The following is a 22,535-nucleotide window of genomic DNA, read 5'->3' on the forward strand; positions in this document are numbered from 1 at the left end:
TTCTCCGCCTCACGCCGCCGAGGTGCGCCGCAGGTCGACGGCGGTGAGGGCCAAGGCCGGGTCGGACGTCTCGTGGGCTGCCGTAAGGGGGTCAGCCGGTGTGGTACGGCAGTGTGGTCCCGGGCAGCGCGTACTCGTCCCGGCGCCCGCACATGCCGAAGCCGCCGAGCCGGGTGGGCGCGCTCCCGTAGGCGGTCGCCTCGCCGAGATAGGCCGGGTCGCCGGCCTCCAGCGCGTCGAGCTGGGCGCCGGTGCGTTCGGCGGTGGCGAGGGCGCCCGCGCGCCACAGCTCGCGCCAGGCGGGCACGCGGTCGCGGACCAGGCGGGCGGCGGCGCGCTGGAAGGCCCGGTAGGGGCCGTCGTCGCCGGCGGCGAGGGCCTCGCGCAGCGGGAGGTAGCCCTCGACGGCGAGGTCCCTGCGGCGCCGGGCCGCCGCCTCCGTCTCCGGGCCGGTGCCCTGCGGGAGCGTGGCCGCGGCGGCGTACCGCTCCGGGTCGGCGAGCACCTCGGGCGGGAAGGTGAAGACGGCGTCCCCGGCCTCCGGCAGGCCGCTGTTCTGCATGAGCACGGTGACGCGCAGGTCGCCGCCCTGCACCATGCGGTGCACGGTGCCCGGTGTGAACCAGGCGACGGAGCCCGGCGCCAGCGGGATGTCCCGGTGACCGTCGGGGCTGAGGGTCTGTACCGCGCCCCGGCCGCCGGTGACGACGTACGCCTCGGTGCACACCAGGTGCAGATGCGGGCTGCCGCCGCACACGCCGTCGGCGGCCTCCCAGTCGTAGGCCGTGAGGTGGGACAGGCCGACGGCCCCGGGCAGCGGGTGGGGCAGCGCGTCCTTCGGTTCCCTCACCACGGCAGTCCCTCCAGGTGGGCGGCGATCCGGTCGCGGTCCCAGTCCCCGTCGGCGATCACCACCCGGTAGCGGTAGCCGAAGGACTCCCCCGGCTCCAGCGTGAACTCCTCGAAGAACGCCCAGGAGAACGCGACCGTGGGGACGGGTTCGGCGCGCACGAACCAGTGGGACTCGTGGATCGCGGACGTCTCGTCCAGGTTCTCCGGCGCGTGCGCGAAGACCAGCGTGGAGTGCCCGTCGACCTCGTCGTGCTCGGCGGTGAACGCCAGCCACGGTCCCTGGCGGCCCATCAGCTTCCCGGCGTCGGCGTCCTCGGTGTCGGGGGCGAGGACCCGGCCGCCGGTGAAGTCGCGCGGCCCGCGCCACTGGAGGCCGGTGTATCCGGCCATTTCCCGGCCCGCGGTGGTCGGGGAACCGAACACCAGGCGTTCGCCGCGGACGTTGCTGAGCCGGATGGACCAGTCCAGCGCCCAGGCGCCGGCCTCGACGTCGACCGAGTGCACCTGGATCCCGCGCACCTCGCGGGCCCACTCCTGCCCGCCGTTCTCGACCCAGGTCAGCTCCTCGGTGAACGCGAGCCGCTCGTCCTCGGCCGTGAGCGCGGTGAAGCCGTCGTGGCGCATGGAGCCGACCCGGTCGGGCAGCGCCAGGTAACCCTCGCCGTGCACATAGCAGTTGCCGCCCCAGAAATTCTGCCCGGACAGGTGACTGGCCGTCATCTGCAGGCCCTTGTGCCAGCGGTGGTCGCTCGGCCGGTATCCGGTGACCGTGCGGCCGGCCAGGGTGCGCACGGGGTGGGCGTACGGCTTGCGGGACTCGAAGGGGTCGGGGTCGGGGCGGTAGACGTAGCGGAGGATCTCGGTGCCGTTCGGTGCCTCGACCGCGAGGTGCTCGCCGTGGACGTGGCTGACGCGGATGCTCATGCGCGCTCCTTCGGGGCCCAGTCGGGGTGGCCTCCGTGCATGGCCGTGTAGTAGGGGTCGCCGGGGCCGATCTCGCCCGCGCGCACCGGCTGCCCGGTGAACGCCGCCTTGTAAAGCGCGGCGGCGAAGTCCAGGGCGGCGCGGGCGTCCTGGCCGCTGCCGGGGGGCCGTACGCCACGGTCGTAGGCGTCGAGGACGGCGCCGAGCTGGGCGGTGTGCGAACTGGGGACGTCCTCGCCGGGAGTGCGCCAGGCGGCGGCGCGCTCCGGGCGCACGTGCGGGGCCGGTGTGTAGACCCAGTCGTCGTTGCCGTGTCCGTACAGATGGGTCAGCTCCACCGTGGCGTCGGCGCAGTCGATGCGGATACGGCTCACCTCGTCCGGGGAGAGCACGCTGTTGACGACGGTGGCCAGCGCGCCGCTGCGGAAGCGGACCAGGGCGGTGGAGACGTCCTCGCTCTCGATGTCGTGGACCAGCCGGGCCGCCATGGCCCGTACCTCCCCCCACTCGCCGAGCAGGTGCAGCAGCAGGTCGTACTGGTGGATGCCGTGCCCCATGGTGGGTCCGCCGCCCTCGGTGGCCCACCGGCCGCGCCAGGGCAGGGCGTAGTACGCGGTGTCCCGGTGCCAGGTGGTCTGGCAGTGCGCCACCAGCGGAGCGCCCAGCTCGCCACGGGCGATCAGGTCGCGGGCGTGTACGGCGCCGGAGCCGTAGCGGTGCTGGAAGACGACCGAGGCGTAGGCGCCGGAGGCCTCCTCGGCGGCGGTGATGTCGTCCAGTTCGGCCGGTGACAGACACAGCGGTTTCTCGCACAGCACCCAGGCGCCCGCCTTGAGCGCGGCCACGGTCTGCTCGCGGTGCAGCGCCGGCGGGGTGCCGATCAGCACCAGGTCCGGGCGTACGGCGTCCAGCATGGCGTCCGTCGAGGTGTACCCGGCGACCTGTGCGCCCGCCTGCTGCCGGAAGGCGTCCAGCCGGCCCTGGTCCACGTCGACGGCGGCGACCAGTTCGACCCGCTCCGCATGGGCTCTCAGCGCGGGCAGATGGCTGCCGGTGACGATGGCACCGGTGCCGATCACGGCGACCCGGCGGCGGGTTGCGGGCAGGGACATACGGCGCTCCTCGGAGATCGACAGGACGGGAGCAGCCATGGAAAGCGCTTGCTCCCGTACCGCTCGACCCTAGGGGCCGAGGGATTGTCAGGACAACCCCTCTGCGGGGCTGTTGGCCGGTGGGACGGCCTCCTGGGGACAGCCGGGCGAGGACAGCCGGGCGAGGACAGCCGGGCGGGGACAGCCGGGCGGGGACAGCCGGGCGGAGCAACCCGCAGCCCCCCCGGCATCCCGCGGGGAGCGCCCTGCGCGGCCGGTGTCAGGAAGCGCGGCCGGTCAGTTCGTACCCCGCCTCGTCGACGGCCTTGGCGATCAGCGCGTCGTCGGGGTTCTGCTCGGCGATCACCGTGACCCGGCCGGCGTCCACGTCCACGTCGACCGAGAGCACGCCGTCGACCTCGCTGACGGCTCCGGTGACCGCGGCCTTGCAGTGGCCGCACGTCATGCCCGACACGGCGTAGACGGTCGTGATGCCGGCGCTCACGGTCTCGATGGCCGTCGCGCCGGAGTGGCAGATGCCGTCGGTGGTGCAGCAGGACGACATGGGCTTCCTCCTGGGGGTTGGGGACAGAGACTGAATGCGTTCGATTACCCCTAGGGGGTTGGGGTATAAACGCACTGACGAGGCACAGGTATACCCCCTCCCCGTATCCAGCGGCAAGTCATCCGGCCGCCGCAGCCGGTGTCGCCCGCAGCTGTCCGGTCCGGTGCAGGCGTGCGAGCAGCGCGGCGCAGCCGAGCCCGGTCGCGGCCAGGACGGCCCACGGCAGCCAGCGCACCCCGGTGTCGAACAGCGCCCCGACGGCGAGGTTGCCCAGCGAGACCGCGACGCCGGAGGCGGTGTTGTAGGCGCCGTAGTACGTCGCGACGAGCCGGTCGCCGGAGAGCCGTACAACGGTGTCCATCTCGAACGGGTACAGCAGCGCCCCGCCCCACGCGAGCATGACCGCGCACAGCGTCAGGGCGACCGCACCGGACGGTGCGCCGGGCGATCGGGGCAGCAGCGGCAGGAAGGCGGCGCCCATGATCGCCAGCCCGCGGGCGACGGCCTGCGGCCCGGTCAGGGTCCGCTGGGCCCAAGAGGTCAGTTTCAACTGGCCCGCGAGCGCCGCCAGCGCCGAGGCGGCGAAGACCGCGCCGGTGACCGGTCCGGTGCGCTCGCCGAAGAGCGTGCGGGCGTACAGCGGGAGCGCGAGATAGACCTGGAAGGACAGGACGTAGGAACCGCTCATGGCGGCCGCGAAGAGGAGGAAGGGGCGGTTGGCGGCGATGGAGCGCCAGTCGGCGGCGACCGCCCGCCAGGCGGGTTCGCGGTCACGGCCGACCGGGGGCCGGGCGGGCAGGGCTCGGGACTGCAGGACGGCCAGGGCACCGAAGATGAGCGCCGCGGCCGTGCAGACCGCCCTGAAGTCCCAGGCAAGCAGGGCCAGTCCGGCGAGCGGGCCGACCAGGATGCCCGCCTGGTAGAAGACGTTGAACGCGGCGAACGCCGCCACCCGCCGCTCCTCCCCGGCGTCCGCCGCGAGATACGCCCGTACGGCCGGGTTGAACAGCGCCCCCGCCAGGCCGGTCAGCGCCGACGCCGCCACGAGGGCGGGCAGCGAGCCGGCCACCGCCAGCAGTCCGAACGCGACCGCGCGCAGAGCGCACCCGGTCAGGATCATCGGCTTGCAGCCGTAGCGGTCGGCGAGGGTACCGCCGACGAGGAACATGCCCTGCTGGGAGAAGTTGCGGACGCCCAGCACCAGACCGACCGCCCAGGCGGCGAGGCCGAGGCCGTGGGCGAGGTGGTCGGCCAGGTAGGGCATGAGCATGTAGAAGCCCAGGTTGATGGCGAACTGGTTCACCATCAGCAGACGGGCCGGCCGGTCGAAGGAGGCCACCTGGGCCCACGGCCGCTTCACCGGCTCCCCGCCCTCGCCGGGATCCCTGCCCTCGCCGGGATCCCCGTCTCCGCCTGGGCCTCCGCCTTCCCCCGGCCACCCGCCTCCGCCTGGGCCGCAGCCTCGGCCCGGATCCCTGCCTCTGCCTCCACCCGAAGCCCCGCCTCCGCCTGGGCCCGGATCTCTGCCTCCGCCCGGACCCCCGCCACCGCCCGGACCCCCGCCCCCGTTTGACCCTCTGCCTCCACCCGAACGCCCGCCCTCGCCTGAACCCCCGCCTCCGCCCGGACCCCTGCCTCGGCCCGGCCCCCCGCCTCGGCCCGGACCCCCGCCTCCGTTTGACCCTCTGCCTCCGTTTGCCCCTCTGCCTCCACCCGAACGCCCGCCCTCACCCGCACCCCCGCCGCGACCCGCACCCCCGCCTTCCCCCGGGCCCCCACCTCGGACCGGACCTCCGCCCTCCCCCGGGTCCCCGCCTCGCCCCGGTCACGCGCCTTCGCCCCCTCGCGCGCGAGCGGATCGCGGACGCGGCCGCACCGGGTCCACCGGGTCACCCGGCGCGCGTCCGGCTCGGCGATGTCGTCGGGCTCGGGCGGTGGTGTCCGCCCGAGGAGGCCTTGCTCGCGGCACCAGGCGTCGTCGTAGATCGTGCCGAGGTAACGGTGCGGTCCGTCGGGGAAGATGGCGGCGATCCTGGTCCCGGCGGGGTGGGTGCGCGCCGCCCACCCGGCGACGAGCGCCACCGCTCCGACGCTCCAGCCGCCGGAGACGTAGTGACGGCGGGCGAGTGCGCGGCAGGCCCAGACCGCCTCGGCCGGGGCCACCCAGTGGACCTCGGTGAAGGCCGCGTAGTCGACGTTGTCCGGATGGATGCTGGACCCCAGGCCGCGCATCAGCCGCGGCCCCGCCGGCTGGCCGAAGATCACCGAGCCGACCGAGTCGACGCCGATGAGCGTCAGCCGCGGGAAGGCCGCCCGCAGCACGGCGGAGACACCGGCGGAGTGTCCGCCCGTACCGACCGCCGCCACCAGCACGTCGACGCGCCCGAGTTGGGCGATCAGCTCGGTGCCGAGCTGCCGGTAGGCGGCGACGTTGTCGGGATTGCGGTACTGGTCCGGGCAGTACGCGCCCGGGGTGCGGGCCAGCAGCTCGGCGACCCGGGCCCGGCGCGCCTCCTGCCAGCCGCCGTCGGGGTGCGGTGCGGTGACCTGGAGGACCCGTGCGCCCCGCGCGGTGAGCAGGCGTGCCACGGCCGGTTCCATGCCCGGGTCGGTCACGACGGTCACCGGGTGACCATGGGTCAGCCCGGCCAGGGCGAGACCGAGTCCGAGGGTGCCGCTGGAGGACTCCACGATCGGTGCGCCCGGCGTGAGGTCCCCGCGCCGGCGGGCCTCGCGGACCATGTGCAGGGCGGGCCGGTCCTTGAGGCCACCGGGGTTGGCGCCTTCCAGTTTGGCGTGGAAGCCGCGGCCGGGCGGGGCGAAGGGGGCGTCCACCCACAGGACGGGGGTGTCGCCGACGAGGTGGGCGGGGCGCCGGGCGGTCCGGAGAAGGGGGGTGCGGGCCCCGACGAGTTCGGGCGGGTATGCGGGCAGGGAGAGGTGCATGGGCGTACGGCTCCTTCGCACCCGGCGGCTGTACGGCGGGCGCTGTGCGAGGGGGGCAGGGCGCGCGGGCACGCCTCGGGCCGGGCACTCTCCTCATGGACCGGGGGCCGGGAGCGGGGCCGGGGCGTGCGGGCGCGGGCCTACTGCCGCAGCACGCCGACGACAGCGAGTGAGGGGCCGTTCCCACAGGGGCGGGAGGCGCCGGGCGGCCTGCGCCGGGCGGTGTCCGTGAAGCGCCCGTTCGACACGACGGGATGGTGCGACTGGTCCGTCTCGTCGCCGAGCCCGGTGTCGTCGAGGGCGGGGCGGGGCCGGTCCGCCGTGTGATCGGCGTGCCCGTCCGCCGTGTGCCGGTGATGGGGAGGCGGCGCGGTCGAGCCCGTGCCGCCGGCACCGTCCGCCACGGGGGGAACGTGGTGTGCCACGGCGGCGGCCGGGTCCGGACCGGCGAAGGAGCACGCGTGCACCGCGCCGGTGAGATGGGCGGCGATCAGCAGCACCAGCCCGACCAGGAGGGCGGCGCGACGGAGACGCCTCGCGTGCCCGCCCTCGCTGACCCATGACCCGATCACATGCACAGCGTAATCGTGAGATGACGACGTGTCATAACGTCACCGACGTGACTCGCCCACCCGGACGACTCTCCCCATATACCCCCCATCCGTATGCCAGGCGACACTGCCCACCTCTTGACTCGATACCCCTATGGGGTATGTTGAGCGTCATCGAGCCGCCCGCCGGCGGCCAGGAGACGAGGAGTCACCATGAACACCGGGCTGCGGATCACCGCCTACGCCGCCGCGCTCGCCGCCACCTTCGGCATCGCCTACGGCGTCGGCGGCGGGGTCGGCGAGATCTCCCTGGAGGGCAGGAGCGCGGCACACGACCAGCACGCGAGCGCCTCGCACGGCGGGAACCACACGGAGGGCAAGACGGCGGAACCGCCCGGAGGACTCCAGGTGTCCCAAGGGGGCTACACCCTCGACCTGAAGACCCCGGCCGTCGCGGCGGGCCGGCGCACCGACCTGCGGTTCGCGGTGATACGGGACACGAGCGGGCGCCCCCTGACCGCCTATCAGGAGGAACACACCAAGGAACTGCACCTGATCATCGCCTCGCGCGACCTGACCCACTTCCGCCACCTGCACCCGGCCCGCGCCGCCGACGGCACCTGGTCCACCCCCGTGACCCTGCCCGAGGCCGGCGCCTACCGGGTCTTCGCCGACTTCACGCCCCGCGGCGGCCGGGGCCTCACCCTCGGCGCCGACCTCACCGCGTCGGGCAGCTACGCGCCCACACCCCCTCCGGCCCCCACGGACAAGGCCCAGGTCGACGGTTACCAGGTGCGCCTCAAGGGCCGGCTCGCGCCCGCCGAGAGCAGCGAGCTGACCCTGAGCGTGACCAGGAACGGCAAGCCGGTGCGCGACCTCCAGCCGTACCTCGGCGCCTACGGCCACCTGGTGGCACTGCGCTCCGGGGACCTCGGCTACCTCCACGTGCACCCCGGCGGCGAGCCCGGCGACGGAACGACCGAGCCGGGGCCGGACATCTCCTTCACCACCACGGCTCCCGGCGTCGGCACCTACCGGCTGTTCCTGGACTTCCAGCACGCCGGCGAGGTCCACACCGCCGCCTTCACCGTCCGCGTCGGCACGCCGGCACAGCGGCCGGACGCCACCGCGACGCCGTCCCCGCAGTCCGGGAAGCACTCCGGGCACAGCCACTGAGCCACGCCACGTGCCCTTCCGCGCGGGCGATCCTCGCTCGGTTCCTCGGCCGGGACGGCCAACTCTCCCGAGCCCGAGCAGGAAGCGAGACCGCGCGGACGCCATGCGGGAGCGGCGTCCGCGCGGTCGTTCCCGGGATGCGGTCAGCTCGTCGCGCGGACCGCCTCGCGGATCAGGTCGGCGACCGCCTTCGGCTGGGAGACGGCCACCGCGTGCGAGGCGCCCTCGATCTCGACGACGGTCGCGCCGGCCCGCTTCGCGCCGAAGCGTTCCACCTCCGGGTTGATGGCGTTGTCCGCGCCGGCCACCAGGGCCCAGGAGGGCTTGGTCTGCCACGCGGCGGCGGAGGCCTTCTCCTCGAAGGCCGCGGCCGCGAGCGGGCGCTGCGCCACCGCGAGGACCTTCGTGACCTCCGCGGGCACGTCGGCGGCGAACACCGACGGGAAGGCCTCCTCCGCGATGGTGACCTCGACGGCGGGGTCCGCGCCCGCGACCGGGTACGTCCACTGCTTGAGGTTGCTCACCAGCGGGGAGAGCGGGAAGCGGCCCTGGAGTTCACCGAGGCTCTCGCCCTCTTCGAGGGCGTACGCGGCGACGTAGACCAGACCGACGACGTTCTCCGTGACGCCGGCCACGGTGATGAGCGCACCACCGTAGGAGTGCCCGACCAGCACGACCGGACCGTCGATCTGGGCGGCGACCGAGGCGACGTACGCGGCGTCGGACGCCAGGCCGCGGAGCGGGTTCGGCGGAGCGATCACGGGGATGCCGTCGCTCTGCAGCTCCTCGATGACCCCGGACCAGCCGGCGGCGTCGGCGAAGGCGCCGTGGACGAGGACGACGGTGGGGGTGGAGACGGTCATGTCTGTGGTTCCCCTCGGGATCAGGCGGTGTGCAGGGCCGCGTGCAGCGTGCGGACGGCCATGGCGATGGCAGCCTCGGCGGCGTGGGTGCCGCGCAGGGCGTTGAGCATCACGAAGTCGTGGATGATGCCCTGGAAGCGGACCGCGGTGACCGGGACACCGGCCTCGCGGAGCTTGTTGGCGTAGGCCTCGCCCTCGTCACGCAGGACATCTGCTTCGCCGGTGATGACCAGGGCCGGGGGCAGGTTCCTGAGCTGCTCGGTGGTGGCGCGCAGCGGGGAGGCGGTGATCTGGGCCCGCTCGGCCTCGTCGGTGGTGTACTGGTCCCAGAACCACTGCATGCCGTCGCGGCGCAGGAAGTAGCCGGTGGCGAACTGGTGGTAGGACGGCGTGTCGAAGTTCGCGTCCGTGACCGGATAGAACAGCACCTGCTGCACCAGCGGGATCCCGCCGCGCTCCTTGGCCATCAGGGTCAGGGCGGCGGTCATGTTCCCGCCGACCGAGTCGCCGGCCACGGCCAGCCGGGAGCCGTCCAGTCCCTTGGACGCCCCCTGCTCCACCACCCACTTGGCGACGGTGAAGTTCTGCTCGATGGCGACGGGGTAGCGGGCCTCGGGCGAGAGGTCGTACTCGGGGAAGACGACGGCGGCCCGCGCACCGACGGCGAGTTCACGGACGAGGCGGTCGTGGGTGTGGGCGTTGCCGAACACCCAGCCGGCACCGTGGATGTAGACGATGACCGGAAGGGTGCCGGTGGCACCGGCGGGCTTGACGATCCGGGCCCGGGCGCTGCCCGTGGGGCCGCCCTGGACGGTGATCCACTCCTCGTCGACGGCCGGCTTGTCGATCTCCCCGGACTGCACCTCGTCGACCGCCTTGCGGCCCTCGGCCGGGGTCAGGTCGAACAGGTAGGGCGGGTTGGCGGTCGCCGCCGCGAACTCGGCCGCCGCGGGTTCCAGCACCGGGTTCGCCGGCTCCTGGGCATCAGACATGGGAAACTCCTGCATTACGTAGGGGGACGCCGGTCGTTCCGGCAGACGACCCGGATCGTTGTGCTGGGCACTCCGGCGCCGCTGACCGCCACCGTAGGGCCGCCGTCCGCCCGGCGGTTGCCCGCCAGCGCACGCCCGACGTCCTCACAGCGCACGGCGGCCCCCCGCCCCGGATCCGGTGCGCTGCGGGAAAAAGCCAGTGCACGGACGGGACACACAGCGACGCTCCCGGGACCTAGCGTAAGGGCAGCGGTCGCGGCACGCCCCTCGGTCGGACGGCGGTCTCCCGCGCCTCACCGCTCGCCGTCCGCTTCTGTCGTCGCGCTCCTCGTTCGCCCAGTCCGAGGCTCGCCGAGTCCGAGTGCGCCAGGCGGAGTCCCTCGGCGAGGCCGTCGCGGAGTCGGAGCGGCACCGGGCGTGGCGCGTGCGGCGCGGTCTGGCGTCCGATGCCGTCGAATCCCCCTTCGATCCCTGCTTCGTCCTCTGATTCGTCCTCCGAGTGGGACGAGCACCCACAACCCCCGTCCACCGTACGGCTGTTGCCCGACGCGGACGCCCGTCCGCGCCGTTACTCATGGAAAGGCACTCTCATGGTCGACATCGCGCAGGTCACCGCGTCCCCCAGCCCCGACCTGCTGACCCCGGACAACTCTGCGGTCCTCTTCGTGGACCACCAGCCGCAGATGTTCTTCGGCACCGGCAGCGGCGACCGGACCGCGATCATCAACTCCACCGTCGGTCTGGCCAAGGCCGCCAGGACATTCGATGTGCCGGTCGTGCTGAGCACCGTGGCCGCCGAGTCCTTCTCCGGTCCGATCATGCCGCGGCTGGCCGACGTGTTCCCGGACCAGAAGATCATCGACCGGACCACGAGGAACGCCTGGGAGGACCCCGCATTCGTCGAGGCCGTCAAGGCGACCGGCCGTAAGAAGCTGGTCATCGCCGGTCTGTGGACCGAGGTCTGCGTCGTCCTGCCGGTGCTCTCCGCCATCGCCCAGGGCTACGAGGTCTACGTCGTCACCGACGCCTCCGGCGGCGTCAGCCCGCAGGCCCACGAGCACGCCGTCCAGCGCATGATCCAGGGACGGAGGTCGTCAAGGAGCACGGCGGCGCCTACGGCCTCGGCCTGGTCTACGCGCAGGCCTTCATCGGCGGGCACGCCGCCGGCTGATCGACACCCAGCACAGCAGCAAGGACGAGTCAGGAACAGGCAGGAAGAGATGGACGCGGGACTGCTGGTCCTCCGGGTGGTGGCGGGACTCCTCATCGCCGGCCACGGAGTGCAGAAGGTTACGCGCAGGCCTTCATCGGCGGGCACGCCGCCGGCTGATCGACACCCAGCACAGCAGCATGCGGCGCTGGGCGTCACCCCGTGGCCGGTGCCGGTCGCGCTCGCCGCGATCGTGATCGGCCCGGTCAGCGGGCTGCTGACCCGCCTGGTGCCGCACCGGGCGCCCACGGCGACGGAAGGGAAGATCCCTGCGCGGCCTGCTGACCGACGCGCTCCGCACGCTGGCACCGCCCAAGGGGGACCCTCACGGCCCGTTGCCTCCGCTGATGCTGACGCTGACCCTGGTCACCGGTCTGGTCGACGCGGTGAGCTGTCTGGCGCTGGGGCACGTCTTCGTCGCCAACATGACCGGCAACGTGGTGTTCCTCGGCTTCGCGCTGGGCGGTGCGGCGACGCTGTCCGCGCTCGCCTCCGTCGTCGCGCCGGCGGCGTTCCTCCTCGGCGCGCTGACCGGCGGCAGCCTCGGCACACGGTTCGCCGGGAACCGCGGGCGGTTGCTGACGACGGCCACCGCGGTGCAGACGGCCCTGGTCGCTGTCGCCGTCGTCGTCACGGCGGTCACCGGCGGCCGGGTCACCACCGGGGTCGAGTACACGCTGATCGTGTGTCTGGGGCTCGCCCTGGGGCTGCAGAACGCGGTCGCCCGCCGCCTCGGGGTCCCGGACCTCACCACCACCGTGCTGACGCTGACCCTCACCGGTCTGGCCGCGGACTCGGCCCCGGCGGGCGGGGCGGCGCCCAGGCCCGGGCGCCGGATCCTGTCGGTGCTGGCGATGCTGCTCGGCGCCCTCGCCGGAGCCGGGCTCGTCCTGCACGGCCACCTCGTGCTCACCCTGATGCTGTGCCTGCTGCTCCTGGCGCTCACCTCCGTGGTGACGCACCGGCCGGCCGCCTCCGGCGCGGCCTGGACCCGGCCGCCGTCCTGAGGAACGGGCGACGATCAGTCGGCGATCGCCACGAGGGCACGTTCTCCCCGGACCGCAGCGTCAGCGCGCGCCGGCACTCGGCCAGCCGCCGGCGCCGGGCACCTCGCGGGCGGCCGTACGGTCCACGCCGCGCGGCGAGCCGTGGGCGACCCTGCTTCTCACGAATGCGGCGACCGGATATCCCGGCATACGGATCGGGGACGTACCGGCCTTTCCCGGTGAGCGGCCACTCGTCCTCACCTGTCCGTCGCTCCGCACAACACCTCGTTCGCGTGTGTGCGGGAATGCGCCGGGCGACGGGCATATCCGGCGCCGGTCGTCGGGAAATGCCGTGGTGTGAGCGGCGCACGGGCGCCGTGCGTGAGGAGTCAGGCCAGTTGGGTGTCCAGCCACTGCAGGACGTCGGGCGTCGCGTCGTCGACCAGGTCGGCGAACTCCTCGTGGCGCTTGAGGAACTTGGCCACGTACGGGCAGACGGGCACGATCCGCTTCCCGGAGTTCCGTACGTCGGTGAGCGCTTCCTGGACCAGCCGGGAGGCCAGGCCCTGCCCGGCGAAGGCGTCATCGATCTCGGTGTGGTGGAAGACGCGCTGCACACCGCGGTCGCGGTAGGCGGTGAGGCCGGCGCGCTTGCCGTCGACAAGGATTTCGTAGCGGTTTCTCGCGGCTGCGTGCTCGACCACGGGAACAGCGGAAGGCTGGCTCATCGGATGCCTTTCGAAGGGCGTCAGTGACGCGGTGGATTCCGGCGCGGGGTGATGGTCGCATTCGGCAGGGCGGGGGCGGGGAGACGGTCTCCCGGATATCCTTCGACCGCGCCGAAACGATCGGAAGAGTTCTGCCATTCCTCGCGGGCCCTGACGATGTCCTCGTGGTTGCGGCCGATGAAATTCCACCACATGACGATCTCCTCCTCGAAGGGCGTGCCGCCGAGGAGTACCGCCCGCGCGGTGCCGTCCGACTCGTTCGTGAGGGTCAGGGTGCGGGGGCCCGGGTGGACGTAGCCCAGCTCGGCGGGGTTCAGGAGGACGTCCGCGACGCGGACGGCTCCCTGGTCGACCAGGAGACCGTGTTCGAAGCCGGGGTCCAGGGCGAGCGTGACGGCCGCGCGCGGACCGAGGACGATCTCGGCGCCGAGCAGGGGCGTGAAGGTCGGCACCGGGGAGGCGGACCCGGCGAGGGACCCTAGGAAAACGCTGATCTCGGCGCCGTCGGTCCGCACGGGCTCGGGAACGTAGTGCTGGAAGTCCCGGCGGGCGGCCCGGTGCTCCTCCGGCAGGGCCACCCACAGCTGGACGCCGTGCAGGACGGTGGTGCGCGGGGTGGAGACCTCGGAGTGGCTGATGCCGTACCCGCCGGTCATGAGGTTCAGCTCGCCGGGCCGTACGAAGGCGTGGCTGCCGAGGCTGTCGCGGTGCTCGATCTCCCCGCTGAAGAGCCAGCTCACGGTCTGCAGACCGGTGTGGGGATGCGGGGCGACGTCCATGCCTCCGGTCCGGGAGACGTCGTCGGGGCCGTAGTGGTCGGCGAAGCACCAGGCGCCGATCAGGGTCCGGGCCCGCTGCGGCAGCGTGCGCCGTACGGTCATCGCGCGGGGGCCGCCCAGGGGCACATCCCGCGGGGTCAGCAGCTCGACCCGGGGCGTCCGGTCCGCCGGTGCGTCGTCCACCGCAGTGCCGCACCGCACTTCGACGGGCTCGGTTTCGACATTGCTCATCGGGGGCCACCTCTCCACCCAGTCATGGTTCTCTCCGCCCAGTAATTGTTCTATATTCAACCATCATGCGCCCGGACAGGACCGGACGCCATGGCGATTCCTCTTCGGACAACAACCCGTGCGCTCGTCGGCAAGGCGCCCCCCAGGCCCGCCGTAGGGTCGTCACCACCTCGGGCCCGTCGGAGCACGGGCCGACGAACCGAACCGCAACCGTCGCCCACAGGGGGCCCGCATGAGACACGATCCCGCCGAGACCACGGACCAAGATCCGATCGTATGCACGACGAGCGTCCGCGTCGCCGTCGCCGACGAACCGCCGGTGCCCCTCACCGCCGAACTCCGGTACACGGCGGCCGATCCCTACGCCGTGTGCCTGTCCCTCGGCGCCCCCTCCGCCCGCTCCGTCGACTGGGTCTTCGCCCGGTCGCTCCTCGCCCAGGGGCTGACCCGGCCCACCGGGACCGGAGACGTCGTGGTGTTCCCGGACCGCCGGCGGAATCCGGCCACGGTCCGCGTCCTGCTCCGGACACACACGGGGGCCGCGCTCCTGGAGATCGCCGGCTCCGCCGTCACGGCCTTCCTGCGCCGCACCCACGCGATGGTGCCGCCGGGCACCGAGCACCGCCACATCGACGTGGACCGCGTCGTGGAGCAGCTCATGGCCGGCAGCGAATGACCCGGCCGGTGCGCTGACAAGCACCGACGCATGCGCTCCTGGGCAATGTGCCCGGTGGTTCAGCCCCTAGCGTCGACGGCGTACGCACAGCACGCCATCCGCAGGAGGCACCGACATGACCACCGGCACCACGCACCCGAGCAGCCAGCCGTGGCTGCACCAGAAGGGCGAGGTCATCCAGGAGTTCGGAACCGTCAAGCAGTTCCCGCTCGCCCTGTCCTACGAGGCACGCATGTACTCCGCCCAGCGCCTGAACAAGGTGCTCGCGGACACCCAGATCCTCTACGGCCTCTACAAGAAGCACCACTGGATCATGCGGGGCGCGACCTTCTACCAGCTGCACCTGCTGCTGGACAAGCACGCCGGCGACCAGCTGGAACTCGTGGACACCCTCGCCGAGCGCGTCCAGACCCTGGGCGGCGTCGCGGTGGGCGACACCCGGCACGTCGCCGAGATCACCTCGATTCCGCGCCCGCCGGACGGTGTCGAGGAGGTCCCGGCGATGCTCTCCCGGCTGCTGGAGGCCCACGAGACCATCCTGGCCGACGCCCATGACGCGGCCGCACGGGTCGCCGAGCTGGGCGACGACGGCACCAACGACCTGCTGGTCTCGCAGATCATCCGCACCGGCGAACTCCAGGCCTGGTTCCTGGCCGAACACCTGGTGGACACCCCGCTCGTCCGCTCCTGAGCCCGGCCGGGCGCCGGCCGACGGCGGAACCGGCGGGGGCGCCCGTGAGCGCACGACCGCGATCCCGCCGGGTGCGTGTGCGCATGGTGGGCGAGGTGCTGCTGTCCGCCGGCCGGCGCGGGCCGATCGGCCGCCCCCTCGCAACGGCCGGTCTCCCGCTCCCCGGCTCCTCCGCGCCCCTCGAAGCACGCCGGTGCACGCGGTACCGGCCCGGGCCGTCGCCGAGACACCGGTCCGCGGGAAGGACCCCCACGGCCGTCGGCCACCTCGGCCACGTGCGCGAACCGCGCCGGCCGGGTCACGGACGGGCCGACGCCGCCGCCCGGTCGGCCCGGGCCAGCAGATGGCGGCGTAGGCGGGGCCCCCACATCAGCTCGGTCACGACGAGTGCGACCACCAGCCACGAGGCGATGAGTTCGCCGGTGGAACCGGTCAGGGTGTCGAGCACGGCGAGGGCCAGCACGAGCGCGGTGACGAGCAGGACGACCCAGCGGGGCAGCCGTTCCTCCTCCGCGGCCCTGTGCAGCGCGGCGGCGTACCCGACGACCGAGGGTGCCAGCCGGGCGTCGTCGACGGCCTCGCCGCGCCGGGTGGCGCGGACCACGGCCGCCCGGTCGGCGCCGCTCATGGCCCGGGCCTCGGGCCAGAGACGGTTCATGCGGCGCGCCACCCGGATCCCTGGGAACAGGCTCATGACGACGAAGACGACGGCGGCGCCCAGCCATGCCCCGGACTCAAGGAGGACGAAGGCGCCGCAGAAGACACCGGCGGCGAGACCCGCGCTCACACCCCGGCTCACCGGCCCCCGCTGCCACATCCAGCCCGGAACGAGAATCACCGGTCCACGGTGGCCGGTCTCGCGCACCGAGGCAATCACCGCACCGGCACGTCGGCCCCGGCGCACGCGCGCGGCCCACCGGGAGGTACGGGCCCGGCGTCGCGCACGCCGTGTGTCACAGGCCGCTGGTCCGGCGGGTCCAGGCGGTGCGCGTGGCGCCGAAGCCCGTCTCGTGGTCCCAGATGTGGGTGCACGAGGGGCATTGGAGGTGGAGGAGGCTGCCGGTGTTGGCGAGGAGGTAGCGCCAGTGGTCCCGGCACCTGCGGCCCTCCCGGCAGGTGGGGCAGTCCCGGTGGTCCTCGCAGTGCGGGCAGGTCACCCAGGCACGGCGCCCGATGTCCGCCTGGGGATCAAGGGGCAGCACGGCCGCTCCCGCGCCGCGGGAGGACACCGGCCGCCACGAGGGTGTCGTAGATCCGCTGCTGTTCCTCGTCGAGACCCGAGTACAGCAGGTCGTACGCCTCCTCCTCGCCGCGCATCGCCTCGACGGGGTCCCAGTCGGCGCCGAGCGCTTCCATCACGTGGGCGCGCCGGGTCATCTCATGGCCGGTGAGATCCACGGCGAAGTCGAGCGGCTCGGCGGGACGTGCGGCGTCTTGGCTGGACATATGACCGAACTTAGGTACGTTTTTCGGCCAGGCCAAGGGTCCGTGGGGCACCTCACACCAGGCCGACGTCCGGCTGCCCGTACTCCTGGTCTCACGGATTCACGTGATGTGGTGAGCCGGCCGCGCTGGCACGGTGTGTCTGGAAAACGCGCCTGTCGAAGGGTGGAGATCATGTCGCCGCAGTCATCGTCACCGGAAACCGACACCACGGGGCCCTGTACACCACGAAGACGGTCCCCACCCACCGGCGGCGGGCGTACTAGGTCGAGTGCGGCACGATACGCGCGTCGCTGCTGGGCCCGCTGCAGGCGGTCACCGTGGACGGCGATCCGCTGCGGGCCCTGCGCACCCGGCGGCTCATCGCGGGCAGCGACAACGACGACCACGTGGTGGTGAAGCTGCTGAGCAGAGGGGTCGCCCGCATCGAGCAGGACGACGACTTCTGACGCGGCGCCGCCCTGGGCAACGTCCTTATCCTCGTCTTGCTCACCTTCGCCCTTGTCCACCTCCGTGAAACGCCCGCCCGCACGTGACCGGCTGTTCACCCTCGTGTCGTGGCCCTCGGAAGCGTGGTGCTGAGCCTCGCCCTCGCCGCGCCGGCGGCCTACGCGCTGGCCCAGTTCCGCTTCCGGGGCACCACGCTCGTGCCGTTCGGCGTCCTGGTCACCCAGATGGTGCCGGGCATCGTCGTGGCCAACGCGCTGTACAGCGCCTACACCGACCTCGGGCCGCTGAACTCCTACCTCGTCGAAGCCGCCCGCGTGGACGGCGCCGGGAGGCTGCGCGTCCTGTGGTCCGTGGTGCTCCCGGTGAGCCGCAACGCGCTGATCACCGCGGGCCTCTTCGCCTTCCTCTTCTCCTGGAGCGACTTCCTCTTCGCCCTCACCCTGAACACCACGGACACAATCCGGCCGGTCACCGTCGGCATCTACGAGTACATCGGCGCCCACACGAACCAGTGGAACGCCGTCATGGCCAACGCGGTCCTGGCACCCCTCCCCGCGTCCGCGCTGCTCGTCCTCTCCCAGCGCCATGTGTCAGTGGGTACCGGAGCCGGGGATCACGTGCCTCGCGGCTCTCCCCCGTCGGTCACCCCTGCCCCCTCTCCTCGTGCACTTCGGCAGGCCGGCCCGCCGTCACCAGCGGACGGCCGTGAAGTCGATCGGGCGCGGGTGCAGCAGGCGCGTGCGTGCCGTCAGGTCGTGCAGGCGCCGGGCCATCTCGTCGGCCGGCAGACGGCGCCGGTCTCCGTGGCCCGGCAGGACCCACTCGAAGCGCAGCCGTCCCGCCGTCCTGGCCAGGGACGCGGCCAGCTCCTCGATGGAGTACCAGGTCACGCTCTCGGCGACTTCCAGATCACCGGTCGTACGGGACCAGTAGAAGCTGTCGCCGGTGAAGCAGTACCGGTCGTCGGCGAGGTAGAGGACGCTGCCCCGGGTGTGGCCCGGGAGGGGGTGGACGGTGACGCCTTCGGCGATCTCCAGCGGGTCGAGTCCGCGGATCACCTGGTCGGCGTCGGGGGCGGCGTCCAGGTCGCCCTCGTGGATCCACAGCCGGGCACCGAAGTGGTCGGCGTAGCGGCGGCCGTGTGCCGCGTGGTCGCGGTGGGTCAGCAGTACATCGGTGACGGGGCCGAAGGCCGTGTAGCGCTCGGCCAGTGCACGGCTCCAGCGCGGGGTGTCGATCATCATGCTGGTGCCGGAGGGCCGCCGGAGCAGGTAGGAGTTGGCGCCCGCGGTGTGGGGCGAGTTGTGCCCGCAGATCAGTACGCCGTCGTCGAGGGCGAGCGGGAACGGGTCCAGCGACTGGTCCGCCCGGCCGGTCACGGGGCGGATCGAGCGGGTGGGGCAGGCGAAGACCGCGGCGTGTAAGCGCCGGTTCTCCGCCTCGTCGGCCGGCGGGCGCAGGATCCGCGACTTCCCGTCGGCCTCGCCGATCAGCCCGGGTGCGAACTGCCGGGCCACATCGCAGTTGGTGCAGCGGTCGTCCACGTACCATCCGTCCACGGCTGGGCTCCTTCCAGGGGGAAGCGGCCTCGGCGGAGACCGCCCTTCCAGGGGTATCCCGTCGGCCGTCGAATCGGTAGGCCCTGCTGACCTTGTGTTTCCGGTTCCGTGGCGCTCTCGGCGCGCGATTCCAGGAAAGGGGCAAACAGAATAATCCCGACAATCGGGATGGCGGGTCGGTCCGTGGGTCAGGGCCGTGGGTCAGGGCCGTACCTCGAAGCCGCCCCGCCCGTCGAACCGCACCTCGTGCACCGCGTCGAACCCGTCCGCCGACGACGGCCTGCGCAGCCGCTTCAGCGTGGCCAGGACGCCGACGTCGGGGACCCGGTCGCGGCCCTCGCGCGCGGCGTTGCGCCGCAGGGAGCCCGTGACGTCAGGCGGGAACCAGTAGGCCGTGGCGGTCGCGCCATGGGCGTGGGCCGCCTCCACCAGCGGCCCCCACTCCTGCGGCGAGGGGTTCGTGTTGTCCACGGCCACGGGCCGGCCGGCCGCCAGGTGCTCCGCGACCAGCCGCATCTGCCGGACCTGCTTGTTCCGGGCGCCACGCGGGAACAGGTCCTTGCTGACCAGCTCGTACCGGTCGGCCAGGCGCTGCGCGTAGAAGGTGGACTTCCCGGCGGCCTGCAGCCCGACCAGCACCGCCAGGTCCGGGTCTGCCGACGAACCCGACCTACCCGCCGAACCACCCGTACCCGCCGTACGCGTCACACCGGTCATGTCGGCCACGATGGCACGCCGCCGGGCAGCCCGGCGACCGCCCGCGGGGTGCTCAGCGGGCCCGCGCCACCTCCGGCGCCGTACCGGGCATCTCGTTCCGCGCCCGGGGCTTGGGCCGTGCGGCGCGGGCGACGAGGAGGACGACGAGTCCGCAGGCGGCGACCAGGAGCCAGCCCGGACGGGAGGCATGGGCGAGTCCCGCCGGGCCGGTGTCCGCGACCAGGCCGCCGGCGAGGGCGATGCCGAGGGCGGCGCCGATCTGTCGTGCGGTGGACGTGATCGCGCCCGCCACGCCGGCCCGGGCGGGCGGCAGCCCGCTGACAGCGGTGTGGGTGAGCGGCGCGTTGGCGAAGCCGAACCCGATGCCGATGAGCAGGTAGGCGACCAGCAGGAGGACGACGCTCGTGTCCTGGTCCAGGCCGGCCAGGCAGAGTCCGCCGGCGGTGAGGAAGCCGCCCGCCAGGCACAGCGGCAGCCGCGGGCCGCTCCGGCCGACCAGACGGCCGGACCACGGGGCGCAGACGGTCGCCCCGAGCGCCATGGGCAGGGTCGCCGTTCCCGCGGCCAGCGGGGTGAATCCGCGGGCGTGCTGCAGGTAGAGGGTGTTCAGGAGAAGCGCCGCGTTCAGGGCGACGAACACGGCCACGGCACCGAGGACGGCACCGCTGAACCCCGGGGCGCGAAACAGCCTGGGGTCGATGAGCGGTTCGTCCCGGCGGCACTCCAGCCACACGAATCCCGCCGTGGCCGCGGTGGCGACCGTACAGGCGGCCAGCGCCACCGGCGAGGTCCAGCCGATGCGGGGTCCCTCGATGAGGACGCCGACCCAGACCCCGATCGTCACGGTCAGCAGGAGCTGCCCCGGAACGTCGAGCCGCCGCGCCTTCCCGGCCCGGGACTCGGGCACGAACACCGCGCTGAGCACGAGGGCGGCCACGATGACCGGCGCGTTGATCCAGAACAGCGACCGCCAGCCGAGCGCCGCGACGAGGGCGCCGCCGGTGACCGGGCCGGCCGCCATGCTGAGCCCGAACACCGAGGCCCAGACGCCGATCGCCTGGGCCCGCTCGCGGGGATCGGGCATGGCGTTCACCACGATGGCGAGGGCCACGGGACTGAGCATCGAGGCGCCGACGCCCTGCACGGCGCGGGCCGCGACCAGTGCGCCCACCGACGGGGCCAGCGCGCAGGCCAGCGAGGCCAGGCCGAAGACGGTCAGCCCCCACTGGAACACACGCCGCCGCCCGAAGCGGTCCGCCAGCGCGCCGGAGGAGATCAGCAGCCCGGCCAGGACGACGGTGTACGCGTCCACGGTCCACTCCAGGCCGCGTGTCCCCACGTCCAGGCCGTGCCCGATGGCCGGCAGGCCGACGTTGACGATGGTGGTGTCCAGGCCGACCAGGAACATGCTCAGGCAGCAGACGGCGAGCACGGTCCAGCGTCCGCGTCTGCTCAGCGCCGGGGGTTGAACAGGGGAAGTCGTCGTCACGGTCATCGTCCGCCTCTCCGGTACACGGGTCGTACCGGGCCAGGCTCGGGCAGGGTGACGCCGGTCGGCCAACTTCTTTGCGGAGACGGCAAACAGCCGCCCCGTCAGCCGGATCCGCGGCCCTCCAGAAGGCCGGCGACCTGCGCTCGTACGGCCTCCCACGCGGCGGCGGGCACATCGCCGAGGGCCGTGCCGCGCAGCGCGCCGAGGGTCGCCTCGGCGTCGGTCGCGCGGCGGGTGGTGCCGCTGAGGACGTCGTAGCCGTCCCGTACGGCGACCCGGACGCGGTCGGGTGCCCCGTGCTCGGCGTGCAGGGCCGAGGCGACGACGAGGGGCGGCGCTCCGCCGGCCTCGCCGGGCATCTTGCGGTACGCCGAGGCGGTCGGCGGCCGCCAGCGCAGGCTGAGCAGGACGGGGCGCTTGGCGACCACCTCGGCCAGGTCGGCCTCGCGGACGCCCTCGGGTTCCAGCACCGTCGCCCGGGCGTCCAGGACGAGTGCGGCGGGCAGCAGACAGCGCAGCGTACTGCCGACCACGTTGCCGCCGACGGTCGCCGTCCGGCGTACGGCACCGGTGCCGACGGTGGCGGCGGCCAGCCGCAGGACGTCGGGCACCTGGGCGTCGATCCGGTGCAGGACCACGGCGCCGCCCAGGGTGTCCCGCCCGATCACGTTGGCCTCCGGCAGCTCGCGGAGCGACATCGCCAGGTCGGGAAACCCGTCCCGCTGCCAGGTCGCCCACACGAGCGTCGCCCCGCCTATCGGCACGGCCCCCTCCGCCAGGCATTCCCGGGCTTCCGTCACGGACGTGGGCAGACGCAACAGCACAGCGGTCCCCCTGCCTTTCTGGTGCTCGAACTGCTCGAACTGCTCGAACGTCGGGCGAACGAAGTCGGCCATCCGTCCGCCGACAGCGCAGTCTTGTCGCGCGGCAGGGGGCGCATCCAGGGCTCACACGAGCACACCACGCGCGCCCGGGCGGGGACCGGCTGCTCCCTGCCGGGCAGCCCTCCCGCGCGGCCCTTAGGGTGGGACATGTGACGGGCGAAACTGATCTGCGCACCCTGCTCAGCGAGATGCGACCGGAATTGAACCCGGGCCGCTATGTCTTCACCATGGCCGAGGGCGGCGTACCCTCCGGTGTCTCCCCGGTGGTCACGGTCGCCGAGCAGGAGGGCCTCACCCTCGTGGTGTCGCAGGCGGACGCGGACGCGGCCGGGATGGCGTACGACTACGTCGCCGCGTGGATCACCCTGCGCGTCCACTCCGCGCTCGACGCGGTCGGCCTGACCGCCGCCGTCGCCCGCGCCCTGGCCGACGCGGGCCTGAGCTGCAATGTCGTCGCCGGCTTCCACCACGACCACCTCTTCGTGCCCTACGACCAGGCCGAGCGGGCGGTGGAGACCCTGGGGCGCCTGGCGGACACCGCCCGCTGAGCGGTCCTGGCGCCAGGCCGGTCCCGGCCCGGCTTCCGGCCCCGGGTGGCTTCCGGCCCCGGACGTGAAAAGGTCCTGGCGGGGCGGCCGGTCCAGGAGGAACCCCCCGACCACCCCAGCCTTCGCCCACCGCCGAGACCAGCGGGGGCGTTGGCGGGGCTTTTCCCGTTCTTCTTTTCCC

The 22,535-nt window shown here is 73.3% G+C and carries 23 protein-coding genes and 3 pseudogenes; 8 read left to right on the top strand and 18 right to left on the bottom strand.

The features are described 5' to 3' along the window. Nucleotides 1-91: 91 nt before the first annotated feature. The 7 genes and pseudogenes from ACZ4U1_RS02555 to ACZ4U1_RS02585 all read right to left on the bottom strand — a co-directional run bounded on the left by ACZ4U1_RS02555 (nucleotide 92) and on the right by ACZ4U1_RS02585 (nucleotide 6,950). Nucleotides 92-853: a cupin domain-containing protein gene (locus tag ACZ4U1_RS02555; RefSeq protein WP_467898692.1), complete on the bottom strand. Its 762-nt coding sequence runs from the start codon at nucleotides 851-853 to the stop codon at nucleotides 92-94. Continuing rightward, nucleotides 847-1,776, bottom strand: coding sequence for a DUF6807 domain-containing protein (locus tag ACZ4U1_RS02560; RefSeq protein WP_467898696.1), 930 nt, complete (start codon nucleotides 1,774-1,776; stop codon nucleotides 847-849). The genes ACZ4U1_RS02555 and ACZ4U1_RS02560 overlap by 7 nt, the downstream gene beginning before the upstream one ends. Then, nucleotides 1,773-2,888 (bottom strand): Gfo/Idh/MocA family protein, encoded by a 1,116-nt coding sequence (locus ACZ4U1_RS02565; RefSeq protein ID WP_467900039.1) that lies wholly within the window; start codon nucleotides 2,886-2,888, stop codon nucleotides 1,773-1,775. The genes ACZ4U1_RS02560 and ACZ4U1_RS02565 overlap by 4 nt, the downstream gene beginning before the upstream one ends. A 259-nt stretch (nucleotides 2,889-3,147) precedes the next feature. Beyond that, nucleotides 3,148-3,432, bottom strand: coding sequence for a heavy-metal-associated domain-containing protein (locus ACZ4U1_RS02570; RefSeq protein WP_467898699.1), 285 nt, complete (start codon nucleotides 3,430-3,432; stop codon nucleotides 3,148-3,150). A gap of 118 nt (nucleotides 3,433-3,550) precedes the next feature. After that, entirely contained in the window at nucleotides 3,551-4,792 is a 1,242-nt protein-coding gene (locus ACZ4U1_RS02575; protein ID WP_467898701.1) for an MFS transporter, read from the bottom strand. Nucleotides 4,793-5,253: 461 nt separating this feature from the next. Further along, nucleotides 5,254-6,378 (bottom strand): annotated as a pseudogene (locus ACZ4U1_RS02580) (PLP-dependent cysteine synthase family protein); the annotation flags it as partial. A 140-nt stretch (nucleotides 6,379-6,518) separates the two neighbouring features. Further along, nucleotides 6,519-6,950, bottom strand: coding sequence for a hypothetical protein (locus ACZ4U1_RS02585; RefSeq protein WP_467898704.1), 432 nt, complete (start codon nucleotides 6,948-6,950; stop codon nucleotides 6,519-6,521). Nucleotides 6,951-7,142: 192 nt separating this feature from the next. Between ACZ4U1_RS02585 and ACZ4U1_RS02590 the strand changes: the two genes are divergently transcribed. Then, nucleotides 7,143-8,105: a hypothetical protein gene (locus ACZ4U1_RS02590; RefSeq protein WP_467898706.1), complete on the top strand. Its 963-nt coding sequence runs from the start codon at nucleotides 7,143-7,145 to the stop codon at nucleotides 8,103-8,105. A gap of 143 nt (nucleotides 8,106-8,248) precedes the next feature. Here the strand turns inward: ACZ4U1_RS02590 and ACZ4U1_RS02595 are convergent, their stop codons facing one another. Then, complete coding sequence (locus ACZ4U1_RS02595; protein ID WP_467898708.1) at nucleotides 8,249-8,968, bottom strand: alpha/beta fold hydrolase; 720 nt, start codon at nucleotides 8,966-8,968, stop codon at nucleotides 8,249-8,251. 20 nt (nucleotides 8,969-8,988) lie between these two features. After that, a complete protein-coding gene (locus ACZ4U1_RS02600) occupies nucleotides 8,989-9,960 on the bottom strand; it encodes an alpha/beta hydrolase (protein ID WP_467898711.1) in 972 nt (323 codons plus the stop codon). A 590-nt stretch (nucleotides 9,961-10,550) separates the two neighbouring features. On the opposite strand from ACZ4U1_RS02600, the pseudogene ACZ4U1_RS02605 reads away from it, so the two are divergent. Next, nucleotides 10,551-11,131 (top strand): annotated as a pseudogene (locus ACZ4U1_RS02605) (hydrolase). A 308-nt stretch (nucleotides 11,132-11,439) separates the two neighbouring features. Next, complete coding sequence (locus tag ACZ4U1_RS02610; protein WP_467900041.1) at nucleotides 11,440-12,177, top strand: YoaK family protein; 738 nt, start codon at nucleotides 11,440-11,442, stop codon at nucleotides 12,175-12,177. 368 nt (nucleotides 12,178-12,545) lie between these two features. On the opposite strand, the gene ACZ4U1_RS02615 is transcribed toward ACZ4U1_RS02610, so the two are convergent. Next, the gene (locus ACZ4U1_RS02615; protein ID WP_467898714.1) at nucleotides 12,546-12,884 is read right to left on the bottom strand and encodes a GNAT family N-acetyltransferase; all 339 of its coding nucleotides are present in this window, start codon (nucleotides 12,882-12,884) and stop codon (nucleotides 12,546-12,548) included. A gap of 20 nt (nucleotides 12,885-12,904) precedes the next feature. Further along, nucleotides 12,905-13,894 carry a pirin family protein gene (locus ACZ4U1_RS02620; protein WP_467898716.1) on the bottom strand — a complete coding sequence of 330 codons (990 nt, stop codon included), beginning with the start codon at nucleotides 13,892-13,894 and terminating at the stop codon, nucleotides 12,905-12,907. A 232-nt stretch (nucleotides 13,895-14,126) separates the two neighbouring features. On the opposite strand from ACZ4U1_RS02620, the gene ACZ4U1_RS02625 reads away from it, so the two are divergent. Both ACZ4U1_RS02625 and ACZ4U1_RS02630 read left to right on the top strand, forming a co-directional pair. Next, a complete protein-coding gene (locus ACZ4U1_RS02625) occupies nucleotides 14,127-14,570 on the top strand; it encodes an SsgA family sporulation/cell division regulator (RefSeq protein WP_467898717.1) in 444 nt (147 codons plus the stop codon). A 115-nt stretch (nucleotides 14,571-14,685) separates the two neighbouring features. Next, entirely contained in the window at nucleotides 14,686-15,261 is a 576-nt protein-coding gene (locus ACZ4U1_RS02630) for a Dps family protein (protein ID WP_467898720.1), read from the top strand. Nucleotides 15,262-15,559: 298 nt separating this feature from the next. Here ACZ4U1_RS02630 and ACZ4U1_RS02635 read toward each other — a convergent pair whose 3' ends face one another. The 3 genes from ACZ4U1_RS02635 to ACZ4U1_RS02645 all read right to left on the bottom strand — a co-directional run bounded on the left by ACZ4U1_RS02635 (nucleotide 15,560) and on the right by ACZ4U1_RS02645 (nucleotide 16,707). Next, a complete protein-coding gene (locus tag ACZ4U1_RS02635; RefSeq protein ID WP_467898722.1) occupies nucleotides 15,560-16,099 on the bottom strand; it encodes a hypothetical protein in 540 nt (179 codons plus the stop codon). A gap of 115 nt (nucleotides 16,100-16,214) precedes the next feature. Next, on the bottom strand, nucleotides 16,215-16,463 hold the full coding sequence (locus tag ACZ4U1_RS02640) for a hypothetical protein (RefSeq protein WP_467898724.1): 249 nt from the start codon (nucleotides 16,461-16,463) through the stop codon (nucleotides 16,215-16,217). Beyond that, nucleotides 16,450-16,707, bottom strand: a complete 258-nt coding sequence (locus ACZ4U1_RS02645; RefSeq protein ID WP_467898726.1) for a DUF6400 family protein — start codon at nucleotides 16,705-16,707, stop codon at nucleotides 16,450-16,452. The genes ACZ4U1_RS02640 and ACZ4U1_RS02645 overlap by 14 nt, the downstream gene beginning before the upstream one ends. A gap of 317 nt (nucleotides 16,708-17,024) precedes the next feature. Between ACZ4U1_RS02645 and ACZ4U1_RS02650 the strand changes: the two genes are divergently transcribed. Together ACZ4U1_RS02650 and ACZ4U1_RS02655 are read left to right on the top strand one after the other, a co-directional pair. Next, nucleotides 17,025-17,153: a hypothetical protein gene (locus ACZ4U1_RS02650; protein WP_467898728.1), complete on the top strand. Its 129-nt coding sequence runs from the start codon at nucleotides 17,025-17,027 to the stop codon at nucleotides 17,151-17,153. Between the two features lie 108 nt (nucleotides 17,154-17,261). Then, nucleotides 17,262-17,765, top strand: a pseudogene (locus ACZ4U1_RS02655) (carbohydrate ABC transporter permease); the annotation flags it as partial. A 78-nt stretch (nucleotides 17,766-17,843) separates the two neighbouring features. On the opposite strand, the gene ACZ4U1_RS02660 reads toward ACZ4U1_RS02655, so the two are convergent. From ACZ4U1_RS02660 to ACZ4U1_RS02675, 4 genes are all read right to left on the bottom strand, one after another. Beyond that, nucleotides 17,844-18,713 carry an MBL fold metallo-hydrolase gene (locus tag ACZ4U1_RS02660; protein ID WP_467898730.1) on the bottom strand — a complete coding sequence of 290 codons (870 nt, stop codon included), beginning with the start codon at nucleotides 18,711-18,713 and terminating at the stop codon, nucleotides 17,844-17,846. 201 nt (nucleotides 18,714-18,914) lie between these two features. Then, the gene (locus ACZ4U1_RS02665) at nucleotides 18,915-19,430 is read right to left on the bottom strand and encodes an AAA family ATPase (RefSeq protein WP_467898732.1); all 516 of its coding nucleotides are present in this window, start codon (nucleotides 19,428-19,430) and stop codon (nucleotides 18,915-18,917) included. A gap of 52 nt (nucleotides 19,431-19,482) precedes the next feature. Beyond that, the gene (locus ACZ4U1_RS02670; protein WP_467898735.1) at nucleotides 19,483-20,925 is read right to left on the bottom strand and encodes an MFS transporter; all 1,443 of its coding nucleotides are present in this window, start codon (nucleotides 20,923-20,925) and stop codon (nucleotides 19,483-19,485) included. A 98-nt stretch (nucleotides 20,926-21,023) separates the two neighbouring features. Next, nucleotides 21,024-21,746 (bottom strand): FAD binding domain-containing protein, encoded by a 723-nt coding sequence (locus tag ACZ4U1_RS02675; RefSeq protein ID WP_467900042.1) that lies wholly within the window; start codon nucleotides 21,744-21,746, stop codon nucleotides 21,024-21,026. A gap of 209 nt (nucleotides 21,747-21,955) precedes the next feature. Here ACZ4U1_RS02675 and ACZ4U1_RS02680 point away from each other — a divergent pair, with 209 nt between their 5' ends. Further along, complete coding sequence (locus tag ACZ4U1_RS02680; RefSeq protein ID WP_467898738.1) at nucleotides 21,956-22,354, top strand: ACT domain-containing protein; 399 nt, start codon at nucleotides 21,956-21,958, stop codon at nucleotides 22,352-22,354. The last annotated feature ends 181 nt before the right edge of the window (nucleotides 22,355-22,535 follow it).

The organism is Streptomyces sp. NPDC028928, assembly GCF_055564915.1.